The organism is Pseudomonas sp. AS2.8, from assembly GCF_014190935.1.
Lineage (GTDB): Bacteria > Pseudomonadota > Gammaproteobacteria > Pseudomonadales > Pseudomonadaceae > Chryseomonas.
On sequence record NZ_JACHVV010000001.1, the window covers coordinates 528,692 to 553,265 of the forward strand.

General features: G+C 61.4%; 22 protein-coding genes and 1 tRNA gene. 17 read left to right on the forward strand and 6 right to left on the reverse strand.

Going from position 1 to position 24,574, the window contains the following annotated elements; all coding sequences use genetic code 11:
• Window position 1 precedes the first annotated feature (1 nt).
• The 12 genes from ruvA to FHR73_RS02500 all read left to right on the forward strand — a co-directional run bounded on the left by ruvA (window position 2) and on the right by FHR73_RS02500 (window position 8,662).
• Entirely contained in the window at window positions 2–604 is a 603-nt protein-coding gene (gene ruvA, locus FHR73_RS02445) for a Holliday junction branch migration protein RuvA (RefSeq protein ID WP_183629267.1), read from the forward strand.
• A 4-nt stretch (window positions 605–608) separates the two neighbouring features.
• Window positions 609–1,661, forward strand: a complete 1,053-nt coding sequence (gene ruvB, locus FHR73_RS02450) for a Holliday junction branch migration DNA helicase RuvB (protein WP_017642116.1) — start codon at window positions 609–611, stop codon at window positions 1,659–1,661.
• Window positions 1,662–1,712: 51 nt separating this feature from the next.
• A complete protein-coding gene (gene ybgC / locus FHR73_RS02455; protein ID WP_183629269.1) occupies window positions 1,713–2,162 on the forward strand; it encodes a tol-pal system-associated acyl-CoA thioesterase in 450 nt (149 codons plus the stop codon).
• Window positions 2,163–2,164: 2 nt separating this feature from the next.
• Entirely contained in the window at window positions 2,165–2,857 is a 693-nt protein-coding gene (gene tolQ / locus FHR73_RS02460; protein WP_007160332.1) for a protein TolQ, read from the forward strand.
• 11 nt (window positions 2,858–2,868) lie between these two features.
• The gene (gene tolR / locus FHR73_RS02465) at window positions 2,869–3,315 is read left to right on the forward strand and encodes a protein TolR (RefSeq protein ID WP_133861225.1); all 447 of its coding nucleotides are present in this window, start codon (window positions 2,869–2,871) and stop codon (window positions 3,313–3,315) included.
• On the forward strand, window positions 3,312–4,418 hold the full coding sequence (tolA, locus tag FHR73_RS02470; RefSeq protein WP_252977172.1) for a cell envelope integrity protein TolA: 1,107 nt from the start codon (window positions 3,312–3,314) through the stop codon (window positions 4,416–4,418). Before tolR ends, tolA begins: the two co-directional genes overlap by 4 nt.
• Window positions 4,415–5,713, forward strand: coding sequence for a Tol-Pal system beta propeller repeat protein TolB (gene tolB, locus FHR73_RS02475; RefSeq protein ID WP_183629271.1), 1,299 nt, complete (start codon window positions 4,415–4,417; stop codon window positions 5,711–5,713). The genes tolA and tolB overlap by 4 nt, the downstream gene beginning before the upstream one ends.
• Before the next feature lie 59 nt (window positions 5,714–5,772).
• The gene (gene pal, locus FHR73_RS02480; RefSeq protein ID WP_007160328.1) at window positions 5,773–6,294 is read left to right on the forward strand and encodes a peptidoglycan-associated lipoprotein Pal; all 522 of its coding nucleotides are present in this window, start codon (window positions 5,773–5,775) and stop codon (window positions 6,292–6,294) included.
• Window positions 6,295–6,300: 6 nt separating this feature from the next.
• Window positions 6,301–7,128, forward strand: a complete 828-nt coding sequence (gene ybgF, locus FHR73_RS02485) for a tol-pal system protein YbgF (protein WP_183629273.1) — start codon at window positions 6,301–6,303, stop codon at window positions 7,126–7,128.
• A 71-nt stretch (window positions 7,129–7,199) separates the two neighbouring features.
• Window positions 7,200–7,850: a 7-carboxy-7-deazaguanine synthase QueE gene (gene queE / locus FHR73_RS02490; RefSeq protein ID WP_183629275.1), complete on the forward strand. Its 651-nt coding sequence runs from the start codon at window positions 7,200–7,202 to the stop codon at window positions 7,848–7,850.
• A gap of 2 nt (window positions 7,851–7,852) precedes the next feature.
• Window positions 7,853–8,527: a 7-cyano-7-deazaguanine synthase QueC gene (queC, locus tag FHR73_RS02495; protein ID WP_183629284.1), complete on the forward strand. Its 675-nt coding sequence runs from the start codon at window positions 7,853–7,855 to the stop codon at window positions 8,525–8,527.
• Window positions 8,528–8,586: 59 nt separating this feature from the next.
• Window positions 8,587–8,662 (forward strand) — tRNA-Lys (locus FHR73_RS02500).
• An 863-nt stretch (window positions 8,663–9,525) separates the two neighbouring features.
• On the opposite strand, the gene FHR73_RS22625 is transcribed toward FHR73_RS02500, so the two are convergent.
• From FHR73_RS22625 to FHR73_RS02520, 4 genes are all read right to left on the reverse strand, one after another.
• Complete coding sequence (locus tag FHR73_RS22625; protein WP_183629286.1) at window positions 9,526–10,839, reverse strand: PAS domain-containing methyl-accepting chemotaxis protein; 1,314 nt, start codon at window positions 10,837–10,839, stop codon at window positions 9,526–9,528.
• A 774-nt stretch (window positions 10,840–11,613) separates the two neighbouring features.
• Window positions 11,614–11,862: a hypothetical protein gene (locus FHR73_RS02510; protein ID WP_183629288.1), complete on the reverse strand. Its 249-nt coding sequence runs from the start codon at window positions 11,860–11,862 to the stop codon at window positions 11,614–11,616.
• A gap of 74 nt (window positions 11,863–11,936) precedes the next feature.
• Window positions 11,937–13,760 carry a methyl-accepting chemotaxis protein gene (locus FHR73_RS02515; RefSeq protein ID WP_409258649.1) on the reverse strand — a complete coding sequence of 608 codons (1,824 nt, stop codon included), beginning with the start codon at window positions 13,758–13,760 and terminating at the stop codon, window positions 11,937–11,939.
• Between the two features lie 1,353 nt (window positions 13,761–15,113).
• Window positions 15,114–15,782 (reverse strand): GntR family transcriptional regulator, encoded by a 669-nt coding sequence (locus FHR73_RS02520; protein WP_260175571.1) that lies wholly within the window; start codon window positions 15,780–15,782, stop codon window positions 15,114–15,116.
• 320 nt (window positions 15,783–16,102) lie between these two features.
• Here FHR73_RS02520 and FHR73_RS02525 point away from each other — a divergent pair, with 320 nt between their 5' ends.
• The 3 genes from FHR73_RS02525 (at window position 16,103) to FHR73_RS02535 (ending at window position 19,563) form a co-directional block, all read left to right on the forward strand.
• Window positions 16,103–16,780 carry a DUF2848 domain-containing protein gene (locus FHR73_RS02525; protein ID WP_183629299.1) on the forward strand — a complete coding sequence of 226 codons (678 nt, stop codon included), beginning with the start codon at window positions 16,103–16,105 and terminating at the stop codon, window positions 16,778–16,780.
• Between the two features lie 5 nt (window positions 16,781–16,785).
• A complete protein-coding gene (locus FHR73_RS02530) occupies window positions 16,786–18,126 on the forward strand; it encodes an amidase (protein WP_183629301.1) in 1,341 nt (446 codons plus the stop codon).
• 105 nt (window positions 18,127–18,231) lie between these two features.
• Entirely contained in the window at window positions 18,232–19,563 is a 1,332-nt protein-coding gene (locus FHR73_RS02535; RefSeq protein WP_183629303.1) for an MFS transporter, read from the forward strand.
• Window positions 19,564–20,008: 445 nt separating this feature from the next.
• Here FHR73_RS02535 and FHR73_RS02540 read toward each other — a convergent pair whose 3' ends face one another.
• Both FHR73_RS02540 and FHR73_RS02545 read right to left on the reverse strand, forming a co-directional pair.
• Window positions 20,009–21,148: a glutathione-independent formaldehyde dehydrogenase gene (locus tag FHR73_RS02540; protein ID WP_183629305.1), complete on the reverse strand. Its 1,140-nt coding sequence runs from the start codon at window positions 21,146–21,148 to the stop codon at window positions 20,009–20,011.
• 461 nt (window positions 21,149–21,609) lie between these two features.
• Window positions 21,610–22,611, reverse strand: a complete 1,002-nt coding sequence (locus FHR73_RS02545; RefSeq protein WP_183629307.1) for an AraC family transcriptional regulator — start codon at window positions 22,609–22,611, stop codon at window positions 21,610–21,612.
• A 104-nt stretch (window positions 22,612–22,715) separates the two neighbouring features.
• Between FHR73_RS02545 and FHR73_RS02550 the strand changes: the two genes are divergently transcribed.
• Together FHR73_RS02550 and FHR73_RS02555 are read left to right on the forward strand one after the other, a co-directional pair.
• Window positions 22,716–23,966 carry an MFS transporter gene (locus FHR73_RS02550; RefSeq protein WP_183629309.1) on the forward strand — a complete coding sequence of 417 codons (1,251 nt, stop codon included), beginning with the start codon at window positions 22,716–22,718 and terminating at the stop codon, window positions 23,964–23,966.
• Window positions 23,967–24,179: 213 nt separating this feature from the next.
• Entirely contained in the window at window positions 24,180–24,572 is a 393-nt protein-coding gene (locus FHR73_RS02555; RefSeq protein ID WP_183630174.1) for a RidA family protein, read from the forward strand.
• Window positions 24,573–24,574 lie beyond the last annotated feature (2 nt).

A 24,574-nucleotide genomic window follows, 5' to 3' on the forward strand; every position in this document is an offset into this window, starting at 1 on the left:
TGTGATCGGTCGTCTACGTGGCACCCTGGCGGAAAAGCAGCCGCCGTATCTCCTGCTCGACGTGGGCGGAGTCGGCTACGAGGTCGAAGTGCCCATGACGACCCTTTATCGGCTGCCGGCCCAGGGTGAAATCGTCACATTGCATACCCACCTCGTGGTACGGGAAGATGCGCACCTGCTGTATGGGTTCGGGGAAAAGCGCGAGCGTGAGCTGTTTCGCGAGCTGATCCGGCTCAATGGTGTCGGCCCCAAGCTGGCCCTGGCGTTGATGTCCAGTCTCGAGGTGGATGAATTGGTTCGCTGTGTGCAAGCCCAGGACGCGGCCGCCCTGGTCAAGGTGCCGGGGGTGGGCAAGAAGACTGCCGAGCGCCTGCTGGTCGAGCTGAAGGACCGTTTCAAGGCCTGGGAAAGTCTGCCCGGCATCGCTCCCCTGGCCCTGCCGAATCAGGCCGCCGTCGTGGCCAGCGCCGAGGCCGATGCGGTCAGCGCCCTGGTCGCCCTGGGCTTCAAGCCCCAGGAAGCCAGTCGCGCCGTCGCCGCCGTGGAAGGGGAAGACCTTTCCAGCGAGGAACTCATCCGTCGCGCCCTGAAGGGCATGGTCTGATCCCATGATAGAAACCGATCGCCTCATCTCGGCCGGCGGCCGCGACCGTGAAGAATTCCAGGATCGCGCCATCCGTCCGGTGCGCCTGGCCGACTACATCGGCCAGCCGGTGGTGCGCGACCAGATGGGGCTGTTCATCCAGGCCGCGAAGGGCAGGGGCGAGGCCCTCGACCACACCTTGATCTTCGGCCCGCCCGGCCTGGGCAAGACCACCCTGGCCAACATCATCGCCCAGGAAATGCAGGTTTCCCTGAAGAGCACCTCGGGCCCCGTGCTGGAACGCCCGGGCGATCTCGCGGCGCTGCTGACCAACCTGGAAGCCGGCGATGTGCTCTTCATCGACGAGATCCATCGGCTGTCGCCCATCGTCGAGGAGGTGCTCTATCCGGCGATGGAGGACTACCAGCTCGACATCATGATCGGCGAGGGTCCGGCGGCACGCTCCATCAAGCTGGATCTGCCGCCCTTCACACTGGTTGGCGCGACCACCCGCGCCGGCATGCTGACTAACCCGCTGCGCGACCGCTTCGGGATCGTCCAGCGTCTGGAGTTCTACGGCACCGCGGACCTGGCCACCATCGTCACCCGCTCGGCCGGCATCCTCGGTCTCGCCATCGAGGCCGAGGGGGCCATGGAAATCGCCCGCCGGGCGCGCGGCACGCCGCGGATCGCCAATCGCCTGCTGCGGCGGGTGCGGGATTTCGCCGAGGTGCGCGGGCAGGGCCACATCAGCCACGACATCGCCAGTCGTGCCCTGGATCTGCTGGACGTCGACGCCCAGGGTTTCGATCACCAGGATCGCCGTCTGCTGCTGACCATGATCGACAAGTTCGACGGCGGTCCGGTGGGCGTCGACAGCCTCGCTGCAGCCATCAGCGAAGAGCGTCACACCATCGAAGACGTGCTGGAACCCTATTTGATCCAGCAAGGCTATATCATGCGCACGCCGCGCGGACGGGTAGTGACCCGGCATGCCTATCTGCACTTCGGACTCAATCTGCCGACGCGTCTGGCCCAGGGTGGTACACCCGATCTGTTCGAAGTCAATGGTAATTAAATGCAGTTGCGAACATTTCTGATTGGCAACGGCGAGGCTAGGTTCTAGAGTATGCACGCGCAATCGCGGAGCCCGTCGCCGTCCGTCCTCAGGTGTCGTGTCTACTACGAAGATACCGATGCCGGCGGCATCGTCTATTACGTCAACTACCTCAAGTTCATGGAACGCGCCCGCACCGAGCGACTGCGCGCGCTGGGCTATGCCCAGTCCGAACTCGCTCGGGACGGTCTGCTGTTCGTCGTCCATAGCAGCGAAGCGCGCTACCATGCGCCCGCGCGACTGGATGACGAGTTGCTGATCGGTGCCGAGGTGGTCGAGGCGAAGCGCGCCAGCCTCAGGTTTCACCAGGAGGTCCGGCGCGCCAGGGACGATGTCCTGCTCTGTGAAGGGTGGGTGACGGTCGCCTGCGTGCGTGCTGACAGCTTCAGGCCCAGGGCTATCCCTGCCGCCATACGAACGGTTCTTGCCGGAAATCCGGCGTCAATTCAATCAGGAGATTAAGCGTGCAACCCAACGTCGACCATACGTCCATGTGGAGCCTCATCGCCAACGCCAGTCTGGTGGTGCAACTGGTGATGCTCATCCTGGTCGCAGCCTCTGTCACGTCCTGGATCATGATCATCCAGCGCGGCAATGCCATGCGCGCCGCCAAGCGTTCCCTGGATGCCTTCGAGGAGAAATTCTGGTCGGGCATCGATCTGTCCAAGCTGTATCGCCAGGCCGGCAGCAACCCCGATCCGGACTCCGGCGTGGAGCAGATCTTCCGCGCCGGCTTCAAGGAATTCTCCCGCCTGCGTCAGCAGCCCGGCGTGGATCCCGATGCCGTGATGGAAGGCGTCTCGCGTGCCATGCGCGTCGCCATCTCCCGTGAGGAAGAAAAGCTCGAGCAGGCCCTGCCGTTCCTGGCCACGGTCGGTTCCACCAGCCCCTATGTGGGTCTGTTCGGTACCGTCTGGGGCATCATGAACTCCTTCCGCGGCCTGTCCACCGCCCAGCAGGCGACACTGGCCACCGTGGCTCCCGGCATTGCCGAAGCCCTGATTGCCACCGCCATCGGTCTGTTCGCTGCCATTCCCGCCGTCGTGGCCTACAACCGCTTTGCCGCCCGCTCGGAAATGCTGATCAACCGCTACTACACCTTTGCGGACGAATTCCAGGCCATCCTGCACCGCAAAGTCCACACCAGCGACGAATAAAGAGGTATCCCATGGTCCCTCGCCGCAAGAAACGCAAGCCCGTCGCCGAGATGAACGTGGTGCCCTACATCGACGTGATGTTGGTGCTCCTCGTCATCTTCATGGTGACGGCGCCCATGCTCAACCAGGGCGTCAAGGTCGACCTGCCCAAGGTCGACAGTCAGGCCCTGCCGCAAGACAACGACAAGCAGATCCTCACCGTCTCGGTGAAGGCCAACGGCACCTACTACTGGAACGTCGGTTCCGAGGTGGATACCGATCAGAAGGCCAAGTCCGAGACCGCGGTGTCGCTGCCCCAGCTGAGTCAGCAGGTCGGTGCCATCATGCGTCAGCGGGCGGACACCCAGGTGTTCATCCGGGGTGACAAGGCTGCCAACTATGGTGTCGTCGCCGGCGCCATGGGTGCCTTGCAACAGGCCGGCGTGCCCAACGTCGGGTTGATTACCGAGGCGCCTTGATGCGACACCGCGAGCGTTCGTCGTCCGAAAGTTATTTCTGGCCGGTCATCTGGGCGGTCGCCCTGCATGTGCTGATTTTCGGCCTGCTGTTTGTCAGCTTCGCCTTCACCCCTGAATTGCCCCAGTCGCGCCCGGTTGTCCAGGCCACTCTGGTCCAGCTCAAGTCCAAGAGTTCGGCGCAGGTGCAGACCGAGCAGAAACTGGCGGGGGAGGCGAAGAAGACCGCGGCCAAACAGTACGAGCAGGAGCAGCTGGAGCAGCGTCGCGAGCAGCAGGAAGCCCAGCGTGAAGCGGCGGCGGCCAAGGCGGCTCAGCAACAGAAGGAAGCCCAGCAACAGGCCGCGGAACAAAAGAAAGCCGACGACGCTCGAAAGGCGCAGCAAGCGGAAGCGGCGGCCAAGGCCGCCGAAGCCAAGGCTGAGGCCGAGAAACAATCCGAGGCCGCCAAGGCGGCTGCGGAAGCCAAGCAGGCGGTCGAGCAGAAGAAGCAGGCGGACATCGCCAAGAAGAAGGCCGACGAAGCCGCCAAGCAGAAGGCAGCCGACGAAGCGGCCAAGAAGGCGGCGGCCGAAGCCGCCAAGCAGAAGTCGGCGGAAGAGGCCAAGCAGAAGGCTGCGGCAGAAGCGGCCAAGAAAGAGGCCGCGGCAGAGGCCGCCAAGAAGAAAGCGGCAGACGACGCCAAGAAGAAGGCTGCCCAGGCAGCTGCACGCAAGGCGGCGGAAGACAAGAAGGCGCAGGCGCTGGCCGAGCTGCTGTCCGATGATACCCAGCGGCAGCAGGCACTGGCCGAAGAGCAGGGCGACGAGGTGGCATCGAGCTTCGATGACCTGATCGTGCGTCTGGTCAGCGAGCAGTGGACGCGTCCGCAGTCGGCGCGCAATGGCATGAGCGTCGAGGTGCAGATCAACATGCTGCCGGACGGCACCATTACCAGCGCGACGGTGACCCGCTCCAGTGGCAACAAGGAATTCGATAATTCAGCGGTATCGGCCGTCCGTAACGTCGGTCGCATCCGTGAGCTGCAGCAGCTGGATCGCAAGACCTTCGATCAGCTGTACCGTCAGCGCCGCATGATCTTCAAACCGGAGGACCTGAGTCTGTGAACACCCTGATCCGTTACATCCTGCTGGGCCTGGTCCTGGTGGTGGGCTCCGCCCAGGCGGCCGATCCGCTGGTGATCTCCAGCGGTAGTGATCGCGCCATTCCGATCGCCGTCGTGCCCTTCGGCTGGCAGGGTGGCCAGCCGCTGCCGGAAGACCTGGCCAATATCGTCAGCGACGACCTGCGCAACTCCGGGGTGTTCTCGCCGATTCCGCGCCAGAACATGCTGAGTCAGCCGAGCCAGGCCAGCGAAGTGATCTTCCGTGACTGGAAGGCGCTGGGCGCCAACTACGTGCTGGTGGGCAACATCGTGCCCAACGGTGGTCGGCTGCAGATCAGCTACGCCCTGTTCAACGTTTCCACCGAACAGCAGGTCCTGACCGGCAACGTCGGCGGCAGTACCGATCAGCTGCGCGACATGGCGCACTTCATCTCGGACCAGGCCTATGAAAAGCTGACCGGCGTGAAGGGTGCCTTCTCGACGCGAATCCTCTATGTGACCGCCGAGCGCTTCTCCGCCACCAACACCCGTTACACCCTGCAGCGCGCCGACTATGACGGTGCGCGTGCCGTTACCCTGCTGCAGTCGCGCGAGCCGATCCTGTCGCCGCGTTTCGCGCCGGACGGCAAGCGCATCGCCTACGTTTCCTTCGAGCAGCAGCGCCCGCGCATCTTCATGCAGTACATCGATACCGGTCGCCGCGAGCAGCTGACCAACTTCGAAGGCCTGAATGGCGCACCGGCGTTTTCGCCCGATGGTAATCGCCTGGCCTTCGTGCTGTCCAAGGACGGCAACCCCGAGATCTATGTGATGGACCTCGGCTCGCGTGCCATTCGTCGTGTGACGAATGACTCGGCCATCGATACCGAGCCCTTCTGGGGCAAGGATGGCCAGACCATCTATTTCACCTCCGACCGTTCCGGCAAGCCGCAGATCTACAAGACCAGCGCCAATGGCGGGGGTGCTGAGCGCGTGACTTTCGTCGGTAACTACAACGCCAACCCGAAACTTTCGGCGGATGAAAAGACGCTGGTCATGGTGCATCGCCAGGAAGGTTTCACCAACTTCCAGATCGCTGCGCAAGACCTCCAGCGTGGCTCTGTGCGGGTACTTTCCAACACCAGCCTCAACGATTCGCCCACTGTCGCACCCAATGGCACCATGCTAATCTACGCCACCCGCCAGCAGGACCGAGGCGTCCTGATGCTTGTCTCCATCAATGGTCGCGTCCGGATTCCTATTCCCACCGCCCAGGGTGACGTGCGCGAGCCTTCCTGGTCTCCTTACCTGAACTGACGGCTAATTAGAAAAGTCCTTAGTTACACCAACATTGCGGTTCTTTTAGGAGTTACATGATGGAAATGCTGAAATTCGGCAAGTTCGCTGCACTGGCTCTGGCCATGGCCGTGGCCGTGGGCTGTTCCTCCAAGGGCGGCGACGCCTCCGGTGAAGGCGCTGGTGCTGGCGCTGGCGCCGGTGCTGTCGACCCGAACGCTGGCTACGGCGCCAACTCGGGTGCCGTCGACGGCAGCATGGGCGACGAAGCCGCTCTGCGCGCCATCACCACCTTCTACTTCGAGTACGACAGCTCCGACCTGAAGCCGGAAGCCATGCGCGCTCTGGACGTTCACGCTCGTGACCTGAAGGCCAGCGGCCAGCGTGTCGTTCTGGAAGGCAACACCGACGAACGCGGTACCCGCGAGTACAACCTGGCGCTGGGCGAGCGTCGTGCCAAGGCCGTTCAGCGCTACCTGGTGCTGCAGGGCGTGTCCCCGGCTCAGCTGGAGCTGGTGTCCTACGGTAAAGAGCGTCCGGTTGCCGTCGGTCACGACGAAGCTTCCTGGGCTCAGAACCGTCGCGTCGAGCTGAAGAAGTAATAAACGATGTCCAAGCGCCTGCAGTTCTTGATCGCCCTGACCCTTGGTGTACCGGTTGTCGCCGGGGCTCAGGTTCCCGTACAGGATGGTAGTTATGGAGTTGCCCAGTCCGCTGGGCAAGGCTATGGCAACGCAGGCGCGGCCAGTGCCGGAAACGGGGCTCCCGTTTCCGGCATGGGTCAACTGTTCATGCAGTTGCAACAGATGCAGGACGATATCGCTCGCCTGCGTGGCCAGGTCGAGGTTCAGGAAAACGAGATCCGCCAGCTCAAGCAGGAAGGATTGGATCGTTACCAGGATCTGGATGGCCGTATTTCCCAGCTTTCTTCCGCTCCTGCCAATGCAGGTGCCGGAGCCGCTGCGGGTGCCGCCCAAGGTGGTGCCATCCCGGCCAACAATGCGCCGACCCCACCTGCTTCCGCAGGGGCACCGGCCGCCAGCAGCGAGCCAGGCGATCCGGCGAAGGAAAAGCTGTATTACGACGCTGCCTTTGATCTGATCAAAGCCAAGGATTTCGACAAGGCTAGCCAGGCGTTCAACGCCTTTCTGCGCAAGTATCCCAACAGTCAGTATGCGGGCAATGCCCAATACTGGCTGGGTGAGGTGAATCTGGCCAAGGGTGATCTGCAGGCCGCGGGCCAGGCTTTCGCCAAGGTCAGTCAGGCCTATCCCACCAGCAACAAGGTGCCGGATTCGCTGTACAAACTGGGTGGGGTCGAGCAGAAGCTCGGCCGCACCGATCGGGCCAAGGGCATGTACCAGCAGGTCATCAGCCAGTATCCCGGAACCTCCGCTGCGCAACTGGCGCAGCGGGATCTGAAAAGCCTGCCCTAGCGCAGGCTTTTTTCTTCTATCTACCGCAACGGAGGCGGATGGCCTGTGTAGCCGTCACGCCCGTGGCTCCCATGCAAAAAGATACCCTACGTCTTACCGAAATCTTCTATTCGCTACAGGGTGAAGCCCGCACCGCCGGTCTTCCCACCGTCTTCGTCCGGCTCACCGGCTGTCCCTTGCGCTGCCACTATTGCGACACGGCCTATGCCTTCACCGGTGGCGAGATCCATCACCTGGATGCCATCCTGGAGCAGGTCGCGAGCTACCGGCCGCGGCATATCTGCGTGACCGGCGGCGAGCCACTGGCCCAGCCCAACTGCCTCAAGCTGCTCGAGCAGCTGTGCGATGCCGGTTACCAGGTGTCCCTGGAAACCAGTGGCGCCCTGGACGTCAGTGGCGTGGATGTACGCGTCAGCAAGGTCGTCGACCTCAAGACACCGGGATCGGGGGAGGTTGGGCGCAATCTGTACGCCAACCTGGACCACCTGACGCCCAATGATCAGGTCAAGTTCGTCATCTGCTCCCGCGAGGACTATGACTGGGCGGTTTCCAAGCTGATCGAGTATCGCCTGGAGCAACGGGCCGGCGAGGTGCTGTTCTCGCCCAGCCATGGCCAGGTGGTGCCACGTGAGCTGGCGGAGTGGATCGTGGCGGACAACCTGCCGGTCCGTTTCCAGTTGCAGCTGCACAAGATTCTCTGGAACGACGAACCGGGACACTGAGCATGAGTCAGCCTAAAGCGGTCATCCTTCTTTCTGGCGGCCTGGATTCTGCCACCATCGTCGCCATGGCCAAGGCCCAGGGCTTCGCCTGCTACACCATGAGCTTCGACTACGGCCAGCGCCATAGAGCCGAGCTACAGGCCGCCGAGCGCGTCGCGCGTCAGCTGGGAGTCGTCGAGCACAAGGTGATCGGCCTGGATCTCAACGGCATCGGCGGCTCGGCGCTCACCGACCCAAACATTGCCGTCCCGGAGACCCCGGGCGAGGGCATCCCCGTCACCTACGTACCGGCGCGCAACACCGTGTTCCTGTCGCTGGCCCTGGGTTGGGCCGAGGTGCTCGGTGCTCGTCATCTCTTCATCGGGGTGAACGCGGTGGACTATTCCGGCTATCCGGATTGCCGGCCCGAGTTCGTGGAAGCCTTCGAGCGGCTGGCCAATCTCGCTACCAAGGCGGGTGTGGAAGGGGATACTTTCAAGATCGAAGCCCCGCTACAGTTCCTTTCCAAGGCGCAGATCGTCCAGGCTGGCAGCCAGCTGGGCGTGGACTATGGCCTGACCGTCTCCTGCTACCAGGCCGACGATGAAGGCCAGGCCTGCGGTCGCTGTGACAGCTGTCGCCTGCGCGCCGAAGGCTTCAAGGCGGCGGGAATTTCCGACCCTACGCGCTACCAGTAAAAAATTTCATCTAGGGTGTTGATTCTCCTGAGAAAATCGCTAGAATGGCGGCCACTAACGGGTCGTTAGCTCAGTCGGTAGAGCAGTTGGCTTTTAACCAATTGGTCGTAGGTTCGAATCCCACACGACCCACCATCTTCACCAGAAACCCTCCGCAAGGAGGGTTTCTGCGTTTCAGGTCCAGGCAGCGGTGATCCACGGAAGGTCGAGCGCGGTCCTCTGATGTTGTCGGAGGGCGTCGATATCGACTTGAAAACGCTGCGTCCCTGGCTGCGCGGTTTGGCGTTGCACGGTGGATGCACCTGATTCCAAGCAGGCCGGGTCTAGCCATCTCTGAAACGCCTGTGCAGGTCCATGCACAGGTGCGTCTGGAAGTGACCTAACCTTTACCCGCCTGCCAATGGGCGGGCGTCGTGGAATTTCGACTGGGTAGGTCATCCTCTCGACGGCATCATCGAATCCACAATCGGCTGCCGCCAGGATAGACCTCTCTTGGGCTGCGAGGAGCTGTTGCCCTGGTGTGCAACCGCCAAGTCCGCCTGGGGTCAACCTGGTTGTACGGTGAAAGACCTTGTCTACTTCCAACGCCGAAGCGAATTCCGCGCCCTTGACCTGCAAATGTTGCCGCTCTCGCCTGGGGCAAAATGGCTACAGGCATGGTGCCGACGAAAAGGTGCCCGGCGCCTGAGGGACGGTTGGAGATTGCCGGACAGGCAGCGTCACCCCGGGCGTCTGGACCGGCGCGGATGTCAGCGCCACGCCGGTGGGCACGGATTCGACTGCGACAAGGGGGAGGTGTTCGGTATTGGGCGTCTCGCGTCCTGGCGTCGCGAGCGGTTGGCTTCATAGTGGCCAAAAAAAGCCCCCGCACAGGGCGGAGGCAGATTCAGTTCGAAGCCTTCAGATATGCCAACCTGAAAGAAGAGCTGGAGCACTCTCTCAAGCTGACTGCACCGTTGGTTGGCGGTTCAGGCCAGACAGCCAGGACGTACGCACCGTCACTGTTGAATCATGGTGGCCGCTCGCTGCGTCGCTTCTGACGTGCGCGTAGCCAGCTTCCGAACTTCGTCGGCTACCACCGCAAAGCCTCGTCCGGCCTCGCCGGCTCGTGCCGCTTCGATCGCGGCATTGAGCGCCAGCAGGTTGGTCTGGGCGGCGATGCCCTGGATCGAGCTGACGATGTCGGTGACGTTCTTCAGGCTTTCTTCCATCTCGCGATGCTGGGCTTGCTGCGCGTCGCGAAGCGCATTCTGTTCATGGGTGGCGTGGATATCGGTCAGGGCACCCACTACCCGCAGCGGCGTTCCGTCATTGGCGCGTCGGGTCTGACCCCGTGCCCTGAACCAGCGGTAGCTTCCATCCTTCAATTTCAGACGGTAGGTGATATCGAAGCCGGTCTTGCCGCTACGATCATTGAGGTGGGCGCCAAAGGCCTCGATGCTGCGTTGCTTGTCCTCGGGGTGCAAACGGGACGCCCAGCTGTCGAGAACATCGGGAAATTCTTCGACGGTCTCGAATCCCAGCAGGCGGCGGAACTGGGGCGACCACCAGAAAGGATTCTGCGCATTGACCGGATCGCCCGCTATCACCTCCATGTCCCAGAGGCCATCGTTGAGCATTTCGCGGGCAAGCTCGAAACGCGTCAGGGTCACCTCGAGTTCAGCATCGCGCTGGCGCTGATCATGGATGTCCCTGAGGGAGCCGGCCACCCGCAGCGGCGTACCCCTCGCGTCGCGGAGGGTCTCGCCGCTCGCACGAAACCAGCGATATTCGCCGCTTTTGGTCGCCACCCGGTACTCGATGTCATAGGGGGTGTTGCCGCTGCGATCGTTCAGGTGCCGGGCGAACGCGTCCAGGGTAGGTTTGCTGTCCTCCGGGTGCAGGCGATTGGCCCAGCTTCCGAGTTCGTTCGGAAAGTCCTGCTCGTTGCGAAAGCCCAGCAGGGCACGAAACTGATCCGACCACCAGAACGCATTACGCGGGTTCACCGGATCTCCGGCGACCACTTCCATATCCCACAGGCCTTCACTGGTAGCACGATTGACCAGATCGAAGCGGGTTGCCAAACGGTCAACCGCGGCCTCGCGCTCGGCGAGGCGAGCAGTCAGCTGTTCGATCTCGCTTTGCATCTCGTGCAACTGAGCGTCGAGTGTCCCCTGGCGAGCCAGCAGCCCCTTGAGGCCATCGGCTACCTTGCGCACTGAAGCCGGGCCGGTTAGCGAATCGAGCCTGGTTGCGCTCCCGGGTTGCTCGATAACGGAAGCGATGACGTCGAGACCACGCATGATGGACAGGTGCTGAAGGATGGACATAGGCGATTCCGTGACGGTGATATGGCCGGACATGTGATGTCTGTTTGATATCAGCTGTCGGCACAAGCGCGATTATCTTTAACGCGATATTCAAGCTGCGTTTGCATACCGGACGTGCGGTCACTTTGTAGCACCGGCGCAAAGGCTCCTTAAGGTCAATTGCTGAAAGGCATGCGACTGGACGGTTTCCCACGGCTCTAGCGCGCTCGTTATGTGATCGACCAATTGCATCTGCGTCCATAGGCCCCGAGCACTCCGCAGCATCTCCTGCAGCATCTCCTGCAGCATCTCCTGCAGCATCTGCCTCAGCTGCAGTTCTAAGCTGTTCTCCACCAGCGGGATCTTGCCCCTCACCAGGCGACGCTTTCCGTCTCGGTAGGCCTGGCTTTCCGCTTGGTCCTGCAGCCCAGGCGTCCAGGGCAGCGCCAGGAAGAACAGCTAGTTGGCTACTGTCAGGTTGTTGCCAGTGTTTGTCGCTGACGTCTTGCTGCAGATAAAGATCCGGCAATCGACGCCTTGCTAAAGGCGATCGATTGCCTGCTGCCGCTTCGTGCGGCTATTAGTGCCAACCAGGGGGACACATCCCAGGCCTGTGGTCTCGCCTAGTTGCTGCAACGTGGCTACTGTCTTGTTGTATTCGCGGAAGACGATCACCTTGTCCTCAGGATCGAGCTACCCCAGCACCTATCAAGGAAAAGCACTGGGGAATCTCATGCGCTAGACGGAGCAAAAAAGCGGAGTATTCCTGTTCAGCGTGGAGAGGTCTGAAATTGATTATGGTTTTGAGCACACTTGGTAGGTGGTCTCAGACAACTCGAGCATAACGCCAATAAACAAAGCTGTCAGTCCAGCGACCATAATGGCAAGCGCGATGCCAAGCAGCTTTACTTTGTCTTCGTAGATTTGATCCACGTAAGCCCCTTGCGTGTTTAACATCACGCGAACGGAGGATTTTATTTTGATGAAGTTGACTTTTGACAATGGGGTCTTTAAATGAAAAAGGCTGGTGGTATGTCTGTCCATAGACTTTCCATTATCGATATGCAAAATATTCGAGTTCTTACTCTGCATGGCTCTGACCGATCCAGCCTCCCGCGTTATACCTTGAAGCGGTTAGTCATCTCCTGCAGGCGTACCCCGATGCGGGCGAGTTCCATGCTCGAAGCTGCGGTCTCTTCACTGGCAGCGGCTGTCTGATCAGAGATGTCGCGGACGTTGGTCACGCCGCGGCTGATCTCTTCGCCGGCGGCGCTCTGCTGCTCAGCTGCACATGCAATCTGCTCATTCATGGATTCAATGGCCCGGACTGACTGGGTAATGCGTTTGAGCATATCGCCAGCCTCCCGCGACAAGCCCACACTACTATCAGTGAGCGCAATGTTCTGCTCGAGAACCGCTGCCATTCTGTCGGTACTTTGACCCAGTCCGGTGATAAGGAGCGCGATCTCGTCAGTCGAAGAGCGAGTGCGTTGAGCCAGCCCACGTACCTCGTCAGCAACCACGGCAAAGCCACGGCCTGCTTCGCCAGCACGAGCTGCCTCGATGGCGGCATTCAAAGCGAGCAAGTTGGTTTGCTCTGCCACCGCTTTGATCACGTCCAGGACGCCTCCGATGCTTTCTGCGTTGCCACGAAGCGTTGCCATGGCGGCTTTGGTCGATTCCATCTCTGTCGCCAACAGCTCAATTTGGTTCACGGCTTTGCTAACAGCCTCATCGCCCTGAACGGCCTGTTGGCTGGCTTCCAGCGCGGATCTGGCCGCTTCGCCTGCGTTACGTGCAACCTCATGGGTAGTGGCGGTCATCTCCTGCATCGCAGTAGCGATCTGGTCGGTCTCGACCTTTTGGGAGTTGACCCCGGCACTGGTCTGCTCGGTCACCGCTGATAGCTGCTCAGCTGCGCTAGCTACCTGTACTACCCCGTCCTTCATCTCGCCGATTAGCCCGCGAAGATTAGAGGTCATCCGTTGCATGCTGACCTGGAGAGCACCCAGTTCGTCTTTACGTGTGATCCGTTGCTGGTGAGTGAAGTCACCCGCAGCAACGGTCTCTGCCAACGCAACGGTTTCCTTCAGCGGAGTCACGATGGAGCGAGTAATCAGCCAGGCACCTATCAGGCCTAGGGCAATCGCAACGCAGAGCCATAGAAGCAACATCTGCCTAGCATTGGCTACATCGGATAGCTGCGAGCTATTCTGATTTGTTGTCAACTTATCGGCAGTTGTGAGAATCGCCGTAATTGTGGTCGTGATACCGGCCTGTGCCTTATCTACGTCCGATTGCAGGACAATAAGACGCTGCAATTCTTTCTGATAGTTACTAACGTCAACAGTCAGCTTCTGAACAGAAGGGTTCGGAAGATTGGCCGAATCGAGGCCCTTGATTTGCGTTAGGACCGCTGAAATAGCACTTTGCGCGGCCTCTTCGGTTTCTTTGCTTGGCAGCGATGCATAGGCACGGAAGTTGACGCGCATGCCTTGTACGCCTAAGTGGAGATCCGCTATCAGTTGACGATCTTCGGCTCGACCGGTATCTGAGTTCGCAGCCTTAAATAAGGCCTTGAGTTGTTCATTAGCAGACTCTGCGGCGACAGAGGCAACTTTACGCGAGACTTCCCGCTCGCGGGTTGCATTAACGGCTTGCTTGTAAAATTCTCGATATCGTTTGATTGTCGATTCGGCGTCCTCTAGCAGCGTCAGATTGGCCGGCGTATCGAAGTGCGGCTGAATTGCCAGCAGCTGCTGCTCGGTTCGATCTAGAGCTGCGAGCCACTTGCTCGCCTGGCCGTCATCTGCCTTTACGAAGTACACCAGGCGCTCGATGCGCATGTCCCGAGCCAAGGTACTGAAGCTCGAGATATCGCCCATCCGTTCGCTACGATCGCGCAGAGTATCGGTCGATTGCCAGCCGGTATAGGCCACCATCAGGATCATTCCTATAAGTAGCGAGAAGCCGAGTGCTAGCTTGGCCCTGACGCTGATGTTGCTGAGAAAATTCCATCCGTTTTGATGCATGGCAGAGCCTCGGAGAAGGGTACGGCGCGGATGGCAGTGCACCCAGCCGAGAATAGTTAACGGTCGTCACGATAAATGTTAAGACGCAATCGTGTTCTACTGACTTCGCTTCATGCTAACGAAGCCTTATCTGCGATAGGCCTGATGCACGGCGGATAGACTGCCTACTAAGCTGTAGATAGCACGCTACGTATGTTGGCTGCGGCAGAGCGGTCTAAGTAACCTGACTATCGGCATGTGAAAATTTGATCAAGATTACTGATGGACAGGATGCTAGGTAGAGATATCGGGACAAGTGGGCTCGATTGGCCAAATAGATATCTGGCTAACTTATTTTGTGAAAGATTGATTGCATCCGCTGTACTGAGGCGTAGCAAACAGGACCGCTAGGCAATGCTGCCTGTGAACACGGTTAACACGCGCCTAACAGCGCCAGGCTCAGTGAGCTCCGGAACTATTCGCCGCTTATCGTGCAGCATCTGCCACAGCGCCAGATCGAGGCCGTTCTCCACCCGCAGGATCGTGACCACCATCAGGCAACGCTGGCCATCGCAGGTAGGCTCGGTCCTCGGCCTGGTTTTACAGGTTGGGCATCCAGGGCAGCCCCAGAAAGAACAGCTAGGTGGCGACAGTCAGGTTATTGCTGGTTCCGGCCGCTGACGTCGTGCGGACAAAGATCCGGCAATCGGCGTCCTGCTGGAAATGATCGATTGCCTGCTGCCGTGTCGTGAGGCTGTCTGTGGGTACGGGGTAGCCACATCGTCCTTGAGGTTGAGCTACCCAAGCGCCTATCGAGGAAAAGCACTGGGGAAATTCATGCGCTAGACGGGACAAGAAATTCGAGTATTTCTGTTCAGCATGGTGGGGGCTGAAATGGATTATGCCCTCCCATTCCAGGCGGTCGGCCTTGTGTTCGACTGGGCGTCGCGGCGGATCTTGTTCATCTCGACGGTTCGCACCGCAACCAGCGGGTACCGCTGATATCGTGCGTGAGCAGCCGAAGGCGGAGGCCGAGCCAAAGGTCTCGGCGCTGCGCGACTTCGATCGTGCCGCCCGTAGCCGCCAGCGCGGCAATGTGAAGGCGCGGACTGAGGTGTGGGCTGAGCGCAACCTCTAGCTGCCTTCCGCTGGCCAGCGGCTAAATGCGGAGGAGGGCTATAAGGTGCTGCTCAAGGCACCTTCGACCTATCGGCCCGGCGGCATCGCTTGGTAGCCGCTGGGATGTGGTTGGACAGAGGAACGCTGGCCCGGGAACCAATCAGCTCACAGCGTACGGATGATCGCTCGCCGGAAGTCATCGATGTGATGATGGATGGCATGAATGGCCGCCTCGCTGTCACGATTCTCCATTGCATTGAGGATCTGCAGATGCTCTTCGTGGATGCGCTCGCTATGGTGCATCTCCGACATGGTCAGGAACCAGAAGCGGGCCTGTTTTTCATGCAGGTTGCGCAGGAGGTCGGCGAGTACCCGGTTGCGCGCAGCCGCTGAAATGGCCAGGTGGAATTGCAGGTCCACGTCCATCAACCCAGGTACATCCCGTTGTTTGAGCAGGGCTGGCGACCGCTCGAGGATGGTGCGCATGGTGGTGAAATCGCTCTCCTGCGCCCGTTCAAGTGCCAGCTTCACGCACAGCTGTTCATTGCAGACCCGCACATCGATCATGTCGAGAACGTCGTTGAGCGAGATCGCGGTGACTATCACCCCCTTGCGCGGCAGGATGGTCACCATTCCCTCCATTTCCAGCCGGTGCAAGGCCTGGTGCACCGGTGTGCGGCCCAAACCGAGCAGTTGGGTTAGCTGAGCTTCATTGATCGCATCGCCCGGACGTAGCTGGCAGGTAATGATGCGCTGCTTGATCTGCGCATAGGCGAGCTCACGCAGGCTGGCACCGCCTTTGACTGGAATGGATGTATCGGTGGTATCGAGCAAGAAACTGTCCTCGAGGCACTGCTGATATATCACTGTATGGAAAAAGGTCCTCTCTGTCGCCTCTTGCCGAAGCAATCGACAGGCCGCACTGAACTTGAGTTGCGCAGAGGTGCGCTGAAACGGTGCGGATAGGTAACAGCCTGCCTCCATCCCACTCTTCTCTCCCGTACCTTTCTTCTACGCAAACCACTGATAAATAGCGACTTTCATCGACTTGAGCAAAGCTGGCACAGGCGTTGCTATCTGAAAATACTGTGATATATCAGAAGATCATCAGTAACACGTCTGGTGCCCTCACTCCTCCGTCAAAGGATCCTAAGATGACTCAACTCAACCTCAACGTGATCGGCCATGGTGAAGTCTGCGTCGATATCGACCATCTGATCATCGCTGGCTGGGCTGGCCGCGACAGCGCTGCGGTCGAACATCACATCGCCGAACTGGAAGCCCTGGGCGTACGCCGTCCGACTCAAATTCCCTGTTTCTACCGCGTCGCGGCAAGCCTGCTGAACCCGGCACCCAGCATCCAGGTGCCCGGCAAAAACTCGTCCGGCGAGACGGAAATCGTGCTGATTCCCAGTGCTGAGGGATTGCTGGTTGGCCTCGGCTCGGACCACACCGACCGCAAGGTTGAAGCCTTCGACGTCACGGTTTCCAAGCAGATGTGTGACAAGCCCATCGCCTCCACAGCCTGGCGTTTTGCGGAGGTAGAAGGGCACTGGGATCAACTGGTGATGCGCACGTGGCGAGATCGCGACGGCGTCCGCGCCCTTTATCAGGACGGTCCGGTGACCTCGTTGCTGGCGCCCGCTACCTTGTTGGCCAAGCTCCATGACGGCGCTGCGCTACCTGCGGGTACCGCGATGTTCTGCGGAACCCAGCCGGTGATCGGCGAGTTGGGCTATGGCGAATCCTTTGAGATGGAGCTGTTTGATCCAGTACTTGGGCGCAGCCTGAGCCATACCTACCGGGTCGAGCCACTGCCGGTAGCGGAGTGACCCTGATGAAAGCGATCAGTGAATTGGCGCTTGAGCTTGCCCAGGGCACGACCACCAGCGAGGCGTTGGTTACGCAATCGCTGGAGCGCATCGAGGTCCATCGCGCTGCGGGTGGCTTCGCCTACATCAGCGTCGACTCCCAGGCGGCGCTGTTGGCCGCACGAGCCAGCGACCAGGCTCGCGCCGCTGGCTACGTCCCGTCGCCCCTGGCGGGCCTGCCGGTATCGATCAAAGACCTCTTCGATGTGCGCGGGCAAGTCACCGCCGCCGGATCCAAATTGCTAGCCCAGGCAGCGCCCGCCGGCTGCGATGCCGCCATCGTGGCTCGCCTGCGCGCCGCTGGCGCTATTCTGCTCGGGCGAACCAACATGAGCGAATTCGCCTTTTCCGGCCTGGGCCTGAATCCCCATTACGGTTCACCCACCAGCCCGGTGGCTGCCGGGCGCATCGCAGGCGGTTCCAGCTCCGGTGCAGCGGTTAGCGTAGCCACCGGCATGGCCGTGGCTGGCCTGGGAACCGATACCGGTGGCTCGCTGCGTATCCCGGCGGCCTTTTGCGCCCTGGTGGGCTTCAAGCCCAGCGCACAACGGGTGTCGACTCAAGGCAGCATGCCCTTGGCAACCAGCCTGGACTCGGTTGGCGCCCTCACCAGAACGGTGGCCGACAGCATCCTGCTCGATGAAATTCTTTCGGGCGAAACACTCGACTCTCGCCCCGCTTCCCTTGCCGGACTACGCCTGGCAGTGACCCGTGATTTCGTGCTGGATGGGTTGGATGACACCGTGGCTCGGGCCTTCCAGCGCAGTCTGGAGCGTCTGCAGGATGCCGGCGCTGCGATCAGCTGGTTCGACTTCCCGGAATTGCATCAGCTGCCCGAGATCAATGCCGCAGGCGGCCTTACCGCTGCCGAGGCCTGGTATCTGCATCATCCCTGGTTGAGTGGTAGCCAGGCTGACGACTACGACCCCCGTGTGGCCCAGCGTATTCGCCGTGGCCAATCCCTGAGCGCTGCCGACTATTTGCACCTGCAAGCCCAGCGCAAGGTCATGATCGCCGCGGCAAAAGCACGTCTGGGTGATGCCGATGCCTGGCTGCTGCCCAGCGTGGCCGTCGTTCCGCCGCTGTTGTCCGCCCTCGAGCAGGACGATGAGCAGTTCTTTGCCGCCAACGGCCTGGTACTGCGCAACACCAGCGTCATCAATTTCCTGGACGGCTGCGCGCTGAGTCTGCCCTGTCACGGCGGCGACGAATTGCCTGTGGGCCTGTCGATCGCCGGGCTGAACGGCCAGGACGCGCGCGTGCTGCAAGTGGCGCGCAGTGTTGAGGCCTTGTTGCGCCGCAGCTGAAGCAATGCCGCGCGCCAGGCAATGCGAGCGGTGCCCTCTTTGAACCCTTGATGCTCCGACGCCCCCTCAGGGTCTTCCTCGGCGCTGAATCGATGGAGATGCAGTATGAACCAGAATCCCGTCCTGACCGCCGATTCCCAAGGCGCGAACCCGGACAGTACCGCTATCGCCGCGACCTATCGCAAGATCGCCTGGCGGCTGCTGCCATTCCTGGTGTTCCTCTTCGTTCTGGCATGGATCGATCGGGTAAACGTCGGCTTCGCCAAACTGGCGATGCTCGACGACCTGGGCTTCAGTGAGGCGGTCTACGGCCTCGGCGCAGGCATTTTCTTCATCGGCTATTTCCTCTTCGAGGTGCCGAGCAATCTGCTCCTGGAGAAGATTGGCGCCCGGCGCACGTTGGCGCGCATCACGATTCTCTGGGGACTGACCTCGGTGGCCATGGCCTATGTGGAAAGTCCGATGTCGTTCTACGTCCTGCGCTTTCTGCTCGGTGCATTCGAAGCCGGCTTCTTTCCTGGCGTGGTGTTGTACCTCACCTACTGGTTTCCGGCGGCGCAGCGCGCGCGCATCAATGGGATGTTCATGACTTCCTTCGCCATCGCCGGGGTGGTGGGCGGTCCTATCGCAGGCTTTATCATGAGCCGCATGGTCGGGGTCGGCAGTCTGGCCAACTGGCAATGGCTGTTCATCATCGAGGGCATTCCTTCGGTACTGGCAGGTATCGCGGTGCTGCGCTACCTGCCGGAAAAACCGGCCCAGGCCAAATGGCTGACGCAGGCCGAGCGCGATCACGTCAGCCAGGTCATTGCTCGAGAAGATGCCGCCCCGGAAAAACACAGCGATCTGAAAAGCCTGGTTCGCAATCCCAGGGTATGGCTATGCGCGCTGGTGTACTTCTGCATCGTCTCGGGCAACGCCACCATCGCGTTCTGGACCCCATCGGTGATCAAGTCCTTGGGCATCGATAACAACATGACCATCGGATTGCTGGCCGCCATTCCTTTCATCATCGGAACGCTGGCGATGTTATGGAATGGCCACCACTCCGACCAAACCGGCGAGCGACGCGCCCATTGCGCGATCGCTGCACTCTTGGCGGGGCTGGGTCTGATAGCTACCGGCCTGTGCCTGGGTAACGCCACTCTGGCGCTGATTGCCCTGACCGTGGCAGCGGCCGGCATCCTGGCCGCATTCCCGGTGTTCTGGTCGATCCCAGGGGCGTTTCTGGCAGGTACCGCCGCAGCCGGTGGGATCGCTCTGATCAACTGTATCGGCAATCTGGCGGGCTTCGTCGCGCCCTATATGATCGGTTTCCTACGCACCCTGACCGGCAGTCTCTCCGCGGGACTGTATTTCGTAGCAGCGCTGGAGATCCTGGCCGCCGTGATGGTGTTCCTGTTGTTCAGGGATGTCAGGGTCAGCAACAACGCCTAGTGCCACTTGGCGCAGAGACGTGCGCTCAGTCATCCGGGCCTTGAAGCCGGTTGGCTGAGCTAGATGGCGCCAGCGGTAGGTTTGCCCTTTGCAATCAGGCAATAGCCACCAGGCTGGCCGCCTCGATATTGGTCAGCGCCGCAAGGTCGACGCTCGATATGGCGAGCATCTCTTTCCCCTTCCGAGCCAGGTGCTATCGCAGGCTTTCAAATTGCCCAGCACCAGATGCCAATACCACCCCTGTAGACTGGTGGGCGTATCGTTCATTACCGTTCGTAAACTCACGCGCGAGCTCGGTCCGCTTCCGTGGTCATGTCTGCCTCGTTTGCCACTGGCTCGCGATATTTTGAATAGGGTCCAGACATCCTGTCTGGACCCGCTAGCGCGAGTGGGAAGGGGAGTGGGGCGGCTCATCTCGGAGCCGCCCCGCTGTCGCTGAGCAAGCTCAGGCGGCCGGTTTGAGTACTACCTTGGTCCAGCCGTCGTCCCGCGCATCGAAATGGCGATAGGCTTCTGGTGCCTCGGCCAAGCTCAGGCGGTGAGAAATGATCTGCGAGGGGCGCGCCTTGCCCACGTGGATCAGTCGCGCCAGTTCACGGTTGTAGTTCTTGACGTTGGCCTGGCCGGTACGGATCTGCTGTCCCTTGAACCAGAAGTTGCCGAAGTCAAAGGCCATCTTGCCCTGCTTGGCCAGCTCGTTCTGGCCACCTGGGTCCTGCGGCACGAACACCCCGACCACTCCGATACCGCCAGTGGCACGTGTCGAGGCCACCAGGTTGTTCATGGTGAGGTGATTGGCCTCGTGCCCATGGTGGTCGCAGCACTGGTAGCCTACGCATTCGCACCCACGGTCAGTCCCCCGCCCGTGGGTAAGATTGAGGATCTGCTCCACCGCATCGGCCTCCTTGGCATGGATGGCCTTGGCACCGAGCTTTTCCGCCAGGGCCAGGCGATCCGGCTGGTCGTCGACCACATAGACCTCGGAGGCGCCGCGAATCATGGCGGAGTGGGCGGCCATGAGGCCGACCGGGCCCGCGCCATAGATGGCGATGGATTCACCTGGCCGCAGACCGGCCAGTTCGGTGGCATGCCAACCGGTGGGAAAGATATCGGACAGCATCACGTAGTCGTCTTCGCGCTCCGCGGCGTCCTCAGGCAGGACCAGGCAATTGAAGTCGGCGTAGGGTACCCGCAGCAATTCCGCCTGGCCGCCCTGGTAGGGTCCCATGTCGGCGAAGCCATAGGCCGCGCCGGCGACGCCCGGGTTGGCGGTAAGACAGAAGCCGGTCAGCCCGCGCTCGCAGTTCTCGCAGAAGCCGCAGCCGATGTTGAAGGGCAGGCAGACCCGGTCGCCGACCTTGATGCGATCGACGCCGAGTCCGACCTCGACCACCTCGCCGAGATTCTCGTGACCGAAGACCCGACCGCTTTCGAAGCTGGTGCGGCCTTCGTACATGTGCAGGTCGGAACCGCAGATGTTGGTGGTGGTGATCCTGACGAGGACGTCGGTGGGTTTTTCGATGCGTGCATCCGCGACGTTCTGGACCGCGACGTCGCGCGGGCCCTGATAAACCACTGCTTTCATGATGTCACTCCGGAGTGCCACGTCGGTCCTCTACAGGCACCCGCCTGGGTAGGTTGAGGTCATCCCTGGGCGAGCGGCCTTGGCCGTCGCTCCAAGGGGAGGGCAACCCGAATCGGGCGGGAGTTCAAACTGTCTGACGAGTAGGGCTTCGCTTGGATCTCCTGCCAACGTAGCGGCTTCTACGGCGAAAAAGGCCTGTCATGCACGATTGATCCATGAGCCGGGCCGAGCTGAAGGTGAGGGCCATTTCCCTATCGCGGTCAGGCGTTCAACGTTGCCGACCTTGACCGCCAGACCAGCGGCCGGGACGCCGGGGGTCCGGCAGGATCTGATCGGGGTGGTGGAAGCCCATCAGGTAGGCGTTGATCAGTGCCGCGGCCAAGGCCACTGACCCATGGCATTCGAGCCAGCCGCGAGCGTCCGGCAGGATGCGCCCAAGCTCCGGTGGCATAGCGCTACCGCTAGCGCGCTGCCATAGCCTCGCCTTTGGCTCTGCTGGCGGCCTGTGTTCGCTGCGAACGACGACTCAAGCCAGGCGGATTGCCCGTGACCCGCTTGAAGGCACGACTGAAGGCGGCCTGGGAGGCATAGCCCAATCGCTCAGCGACCTCTTCGATGGGTAGCCGTTCGAGCGTCAACCATTGGCTGGCAAGCCGCATCCGTAGCTCGGTGACATAACGCAGCGGCGTCATCCCGATCGTGCTCTGGAATCGCTCGGCGAAGACGGATCGCGAGGTGTTGCAGTGTTCCGCCAGCTGCGCGACGGTCCAATCGCGCTCCGGATGCTGGTGCATGGCGAGCAGGGCGCGGCCCAGCCGGGGATCGCGCAGCGCCGCCACTAGGCCCGAGGCGTTGCCACAGGCACACTCTACCCATCCGCGCACAATCATCGCGGCCACGACGTCGGCCAGGCGCGCAAGGATCCCGGCAAAGCCTACCCGCGCCGCGGTGACCTCTCGTTCCATGGTCGTCAGGATCGGAACGAGGCCCGGATAACGTCGACCTCCTGCATCGATTAGCATCATCGCCGGCATCAGTTTTCCCAGCCCATGAAGGCTGCCGATTTCAAACGCCATACAACCGTTGAACATGATGGTTGGACGGGGGAGGTCATGATCAGCGACCGCATTCACCGCCGTGGTCGCTTCCCCTAGCGAGACGCGGTCAAAACTATCGATGTCCTCTACGTCGTGGCCTACGTCCGACAGCAGCTGATGGGCCGCACCGTGGGAGATGAACACGGCATTACCGGCACTCAGTTCATAGGTGGTCCCGTCAGCCAGGCGCAGCACTGCGCTACCGGCCGCTATGAAGTGAAACCAGGCGTGGCCGGACCGCTCCGCAAAGCTCAAACCGAAGGTGGGACCTGCTTCGATGCGACGGTACTCGACGCCACTCAGTCGCATGCCACGCAGGAGCTCGTTGGTGAAGTCCGAGGACAGGTCGAGCGGATCGGAAGCCATAACTTCTCCGGCGTTTTGGTCAAAAAAAGCGGATTTACAATCATAGATCGTCCGGCTTGCGCAGCCTAGACTCCGGATCGCAATGCAATCTGGAGATCTATGCAATGACTGATGGCGTTTGTGAAGTTTCGCTGGGGCTTCGTGATGGCACCGATATCGACGACGCACCTGTCACGCCGGCATGGTTGGCCGTGTTCTCGCTGGCGATGGGGGTGTTTGGTCTACTGACGACGGAATACCTGCCAGCCAGCCTGCTGACGCCGATGGCCAATGACCTGGGCGTGTCCGAGGCGCTGGCCGGTCAGGCGGTGACGGTAACTGCAGTGGTGGCACTCTTCGCCGGCCTGCTGGTACCGGGTCTGACCCGAAGTATCGATCGACGCTGGGTGCTGCTGTGCTTCTCCACCCTGATGATCGCTTCCAACGTGCTCGTGGCCATCTCGTCCAGCCTGGCGGTATTGCTGGTCATGCGCGTTCTGCTGGGCATAGCGCTGGGCGGCTTCTGGAGCATGGCCGCCGCGGTCGCGATGCGCCTGGTGCCTGCAACCATGTTGCCCCGCGCGCTTTCGATCATCTTCAGCGGTATCGCCATAGGGACGGTGGTCGCGGTTCCACTGGGAAGCTACCTCGGCGGCCTGTATGGCTGGCGGAGTGCCTTTCTGGCGGCCGCCGCCGTCGGGGTGCTCACCCTCACGTTCCAATCCTTCACCTTGCCCGCCTTGCCGCCCCGCCGACCGGCAAGCCTGCGCACAGTCCTCGATGTTCTGCGGCGTCCGGGCATCGCCATGGGCATGTCTGGTTGCGTGCTGGTGCATAGCGGTCACTTCGCGCTGTTCACCTATGTCCGACCGTTCCTAGAAAGCACCACGGGCATCGGCACTCAAGAGTTGGTGTTGATGCTGCTGGGCTTTGGCGTGGCCAACTTCATCGGCACCTTTGGCGCCGGTTGGCTGCTCGAGCGCAGCCCGCGAGGCACGCTGGTCTTGATGCCCGCGCTCGTGGGGCTGGCGGCGCTGGCCATGGTCCTGCTACCCGCTTGGCTTCCAGGGCAGGCCGTGTTGCTGGCGATCTGGGGTATGGCGTTCGGTGGCGTGCCGGTGGCCTGGTCGAACTGGGTGGCCAACGCCGTTCCCGACCAGGCAGAGAGTGCCGGAGGCATGGTCGTCGCGTCGGTGCAATCAGCCATCGCGACGGGTGCCGCAGCCGGTGGCCTGATGTTCAGTCTTACCGGCATCTCCGGCGTCTTCATCGCGGCGGGAACACTGATGCTGCTCGCTGCGTGGCTGATTGCCGCGCGGGTCCGGATCGAGCCACCCCGTCGGGGCGCCGAGGGCAAGCCAGCTCTTCATCTCTGACCTGGCTGAGTAGACCGTTCGGCCCTTATCGATCACCCGGAGACCGCACATGAACGACTCGACGTCTCTTCAAGGACGCGTCAGATCATTGCGCGGTGAGCGGGGCGGGGCCCGCGAGGTCAGGCGTCCAAGGCAACCCTGGAAGAACGCGGACTAGGCCGCAGAGCACTGCTGTTGTTAGCCTGGATCTTCTTGGGCCAGGGGCGCGAAGACATGACGGACCGGCAGTTGATCATCCCCGACAGCATGAAGCTGCTTGTCGAACGTGCGGGTTATGTACCGGCGGTGAAGGTGGGCAAGACGCTCTATTGCGCAGGGCAGGTGGGCCGCACGCCGGAGCTGGAGGTTATCCAGGACTCCGAGCAGCAATTCCGGGCCGCCTGGGAAAATCTTCGTACTGTCCTGGCCGCGGGTGGATGCACCTTCGAGGACGTCGTCGAGCTGACGACTTTCCACGTCGACCTGCACAGGCACATGCCGGTGTTCAGGCGAGTGAAGGATGCGCTTTTTCCCAGAGGGACGTGCGCCTGGACCTGCATCGGCGTCGCCGAACTGGCACGTGCCGGCCTCCTCGCGGAAATCAAATGCATCGCCGTACAGCGATAGAC

What these genes read in the sequence shown, in the direction of transcription:
- pal (WP_007160328.1), top strand. Translation starts at nt 5,773, where the DNA reads ATGGAAATGCTGAAATTCGGCAAGTTCGCTGCACTGGCTCTGGCCATG.
- FHR73_RS02515 (WP_409258649.1), bottom strand. Translation starts at nt 13,760, where the DNA reads ATGGTGGCCTATACCGGCTGGCAATCGACCGATACTCTGCGCGATCGT.
- FHR73_RS02530 (WP_183629301.1), top strand. Translation starts at nt 16,786, where the DNA reads ATGAAAGCGATCAGTGAATTGGCGCTTGAGCTTGCCCAGGGCACGACC.
- ruvB (WP_017642116.1), top strand. Translation starts at nt 609, where the DNA reads ATGATAGAAACCGATCGCCTCATCTCGGCCGGCGGCCGCGACCGTGAA.
- FHR73_RS02555 (WP_183630174.1), top strand. Translation starts at nt 24,180, where the DNA reads ATGACGGACCGGCAGTTGATCATCCCCGACAGCATGAAGCTGCTTGTC.
- tolR (WP_133861225.1), top strand. Translation starts at nt 2,869, where the DNA reads ATGGTCCCTCGCCGCAAGAAACGCAAGCCCGTCGCCGAGATGAACGTG.
- FHR73_RS02510 (WP_183629288.1), bottom strand. Translation starts at nt 11,862, where the DNA reads ATGGACAGACATACCACCAGCCTTTTTCATTTAAAGACCCCATTGTCA.
- FHR73_RS02545 (WP_183629307.1), bottom strand. Translation starts at nt 22,611, where the DNA reads ATGGCTTCCGATCCGCTCGACCTGTCCTCGGACTTCACCAACGAGCTC.
- queE (WP_183629275.1), top strand. Translation starts at nt 7,200, where the DNA reads ATGCAAAAAGATACCCTACGTCTTACCGAAATCTTCTATTCGCTACAG.
- ybgF (WP_183629273.1), top strand. Translation starts at nt 6,301, where the DNA reads ATGTCCAAGCGCCTGCAGTTCTTGATCGCCCTGACCCTTGGTGTACCG.
- FHR73_RS22625 (WP_183629286.1), bottom strand. Translation starts at nt 10,839, where the DNA reads ATGTCCATCCTTCAGCACCTGTCCATCATGCGTGGTCTCGACGTCATC.
- FHR73_RS02540 (WP_183629305.1), bottom strand. Translation starts at nt 21,148, where the DNA reads ATGAAAGCAGTGGTTTATCAGGGCCCGCGCGACGTCGCGGTCCAGAAC.
- FHR73_RS02550 (WP_183629309.1), top strand. Translation starts at nt 22,716, where the DNA reads ATGACTGATGGCGTTTGTGAAGTTTCGCTGGGGCTTCGTGATGGCACC.
- FHR73_RS02525 (WP_183629299.1), top strand. Translation starts at nt 16,103, where the DNA reads ATGACTCAACTCAACCTCAACGTGATCGGCCATGGTGAAGTCTGCGTC.
- queC (WP_183629284.1), top strand. Translation starts at nt 7,853, where the DNA reads ATGAGTCAGCCTAAAGCGGTCATCCTTCTTTCTGGCGGCCTGGATTCT.
- ybgC (WP_183629269.1), top strand. Translation starts at nt 1,713, where the DNA reads ATGCACGCGCAATCGCGGAGCCCGTCGCCGTCCGTCCTCAGGTGTCGT.
- FHR73_RS02535 (WP_183629303.1), top strand. Translation starts at nt 18,232, where the DNA reads ATGAACCAGAATCCCGTCCTGACCGCCGATTCCCAAGGCGCGAACCCG.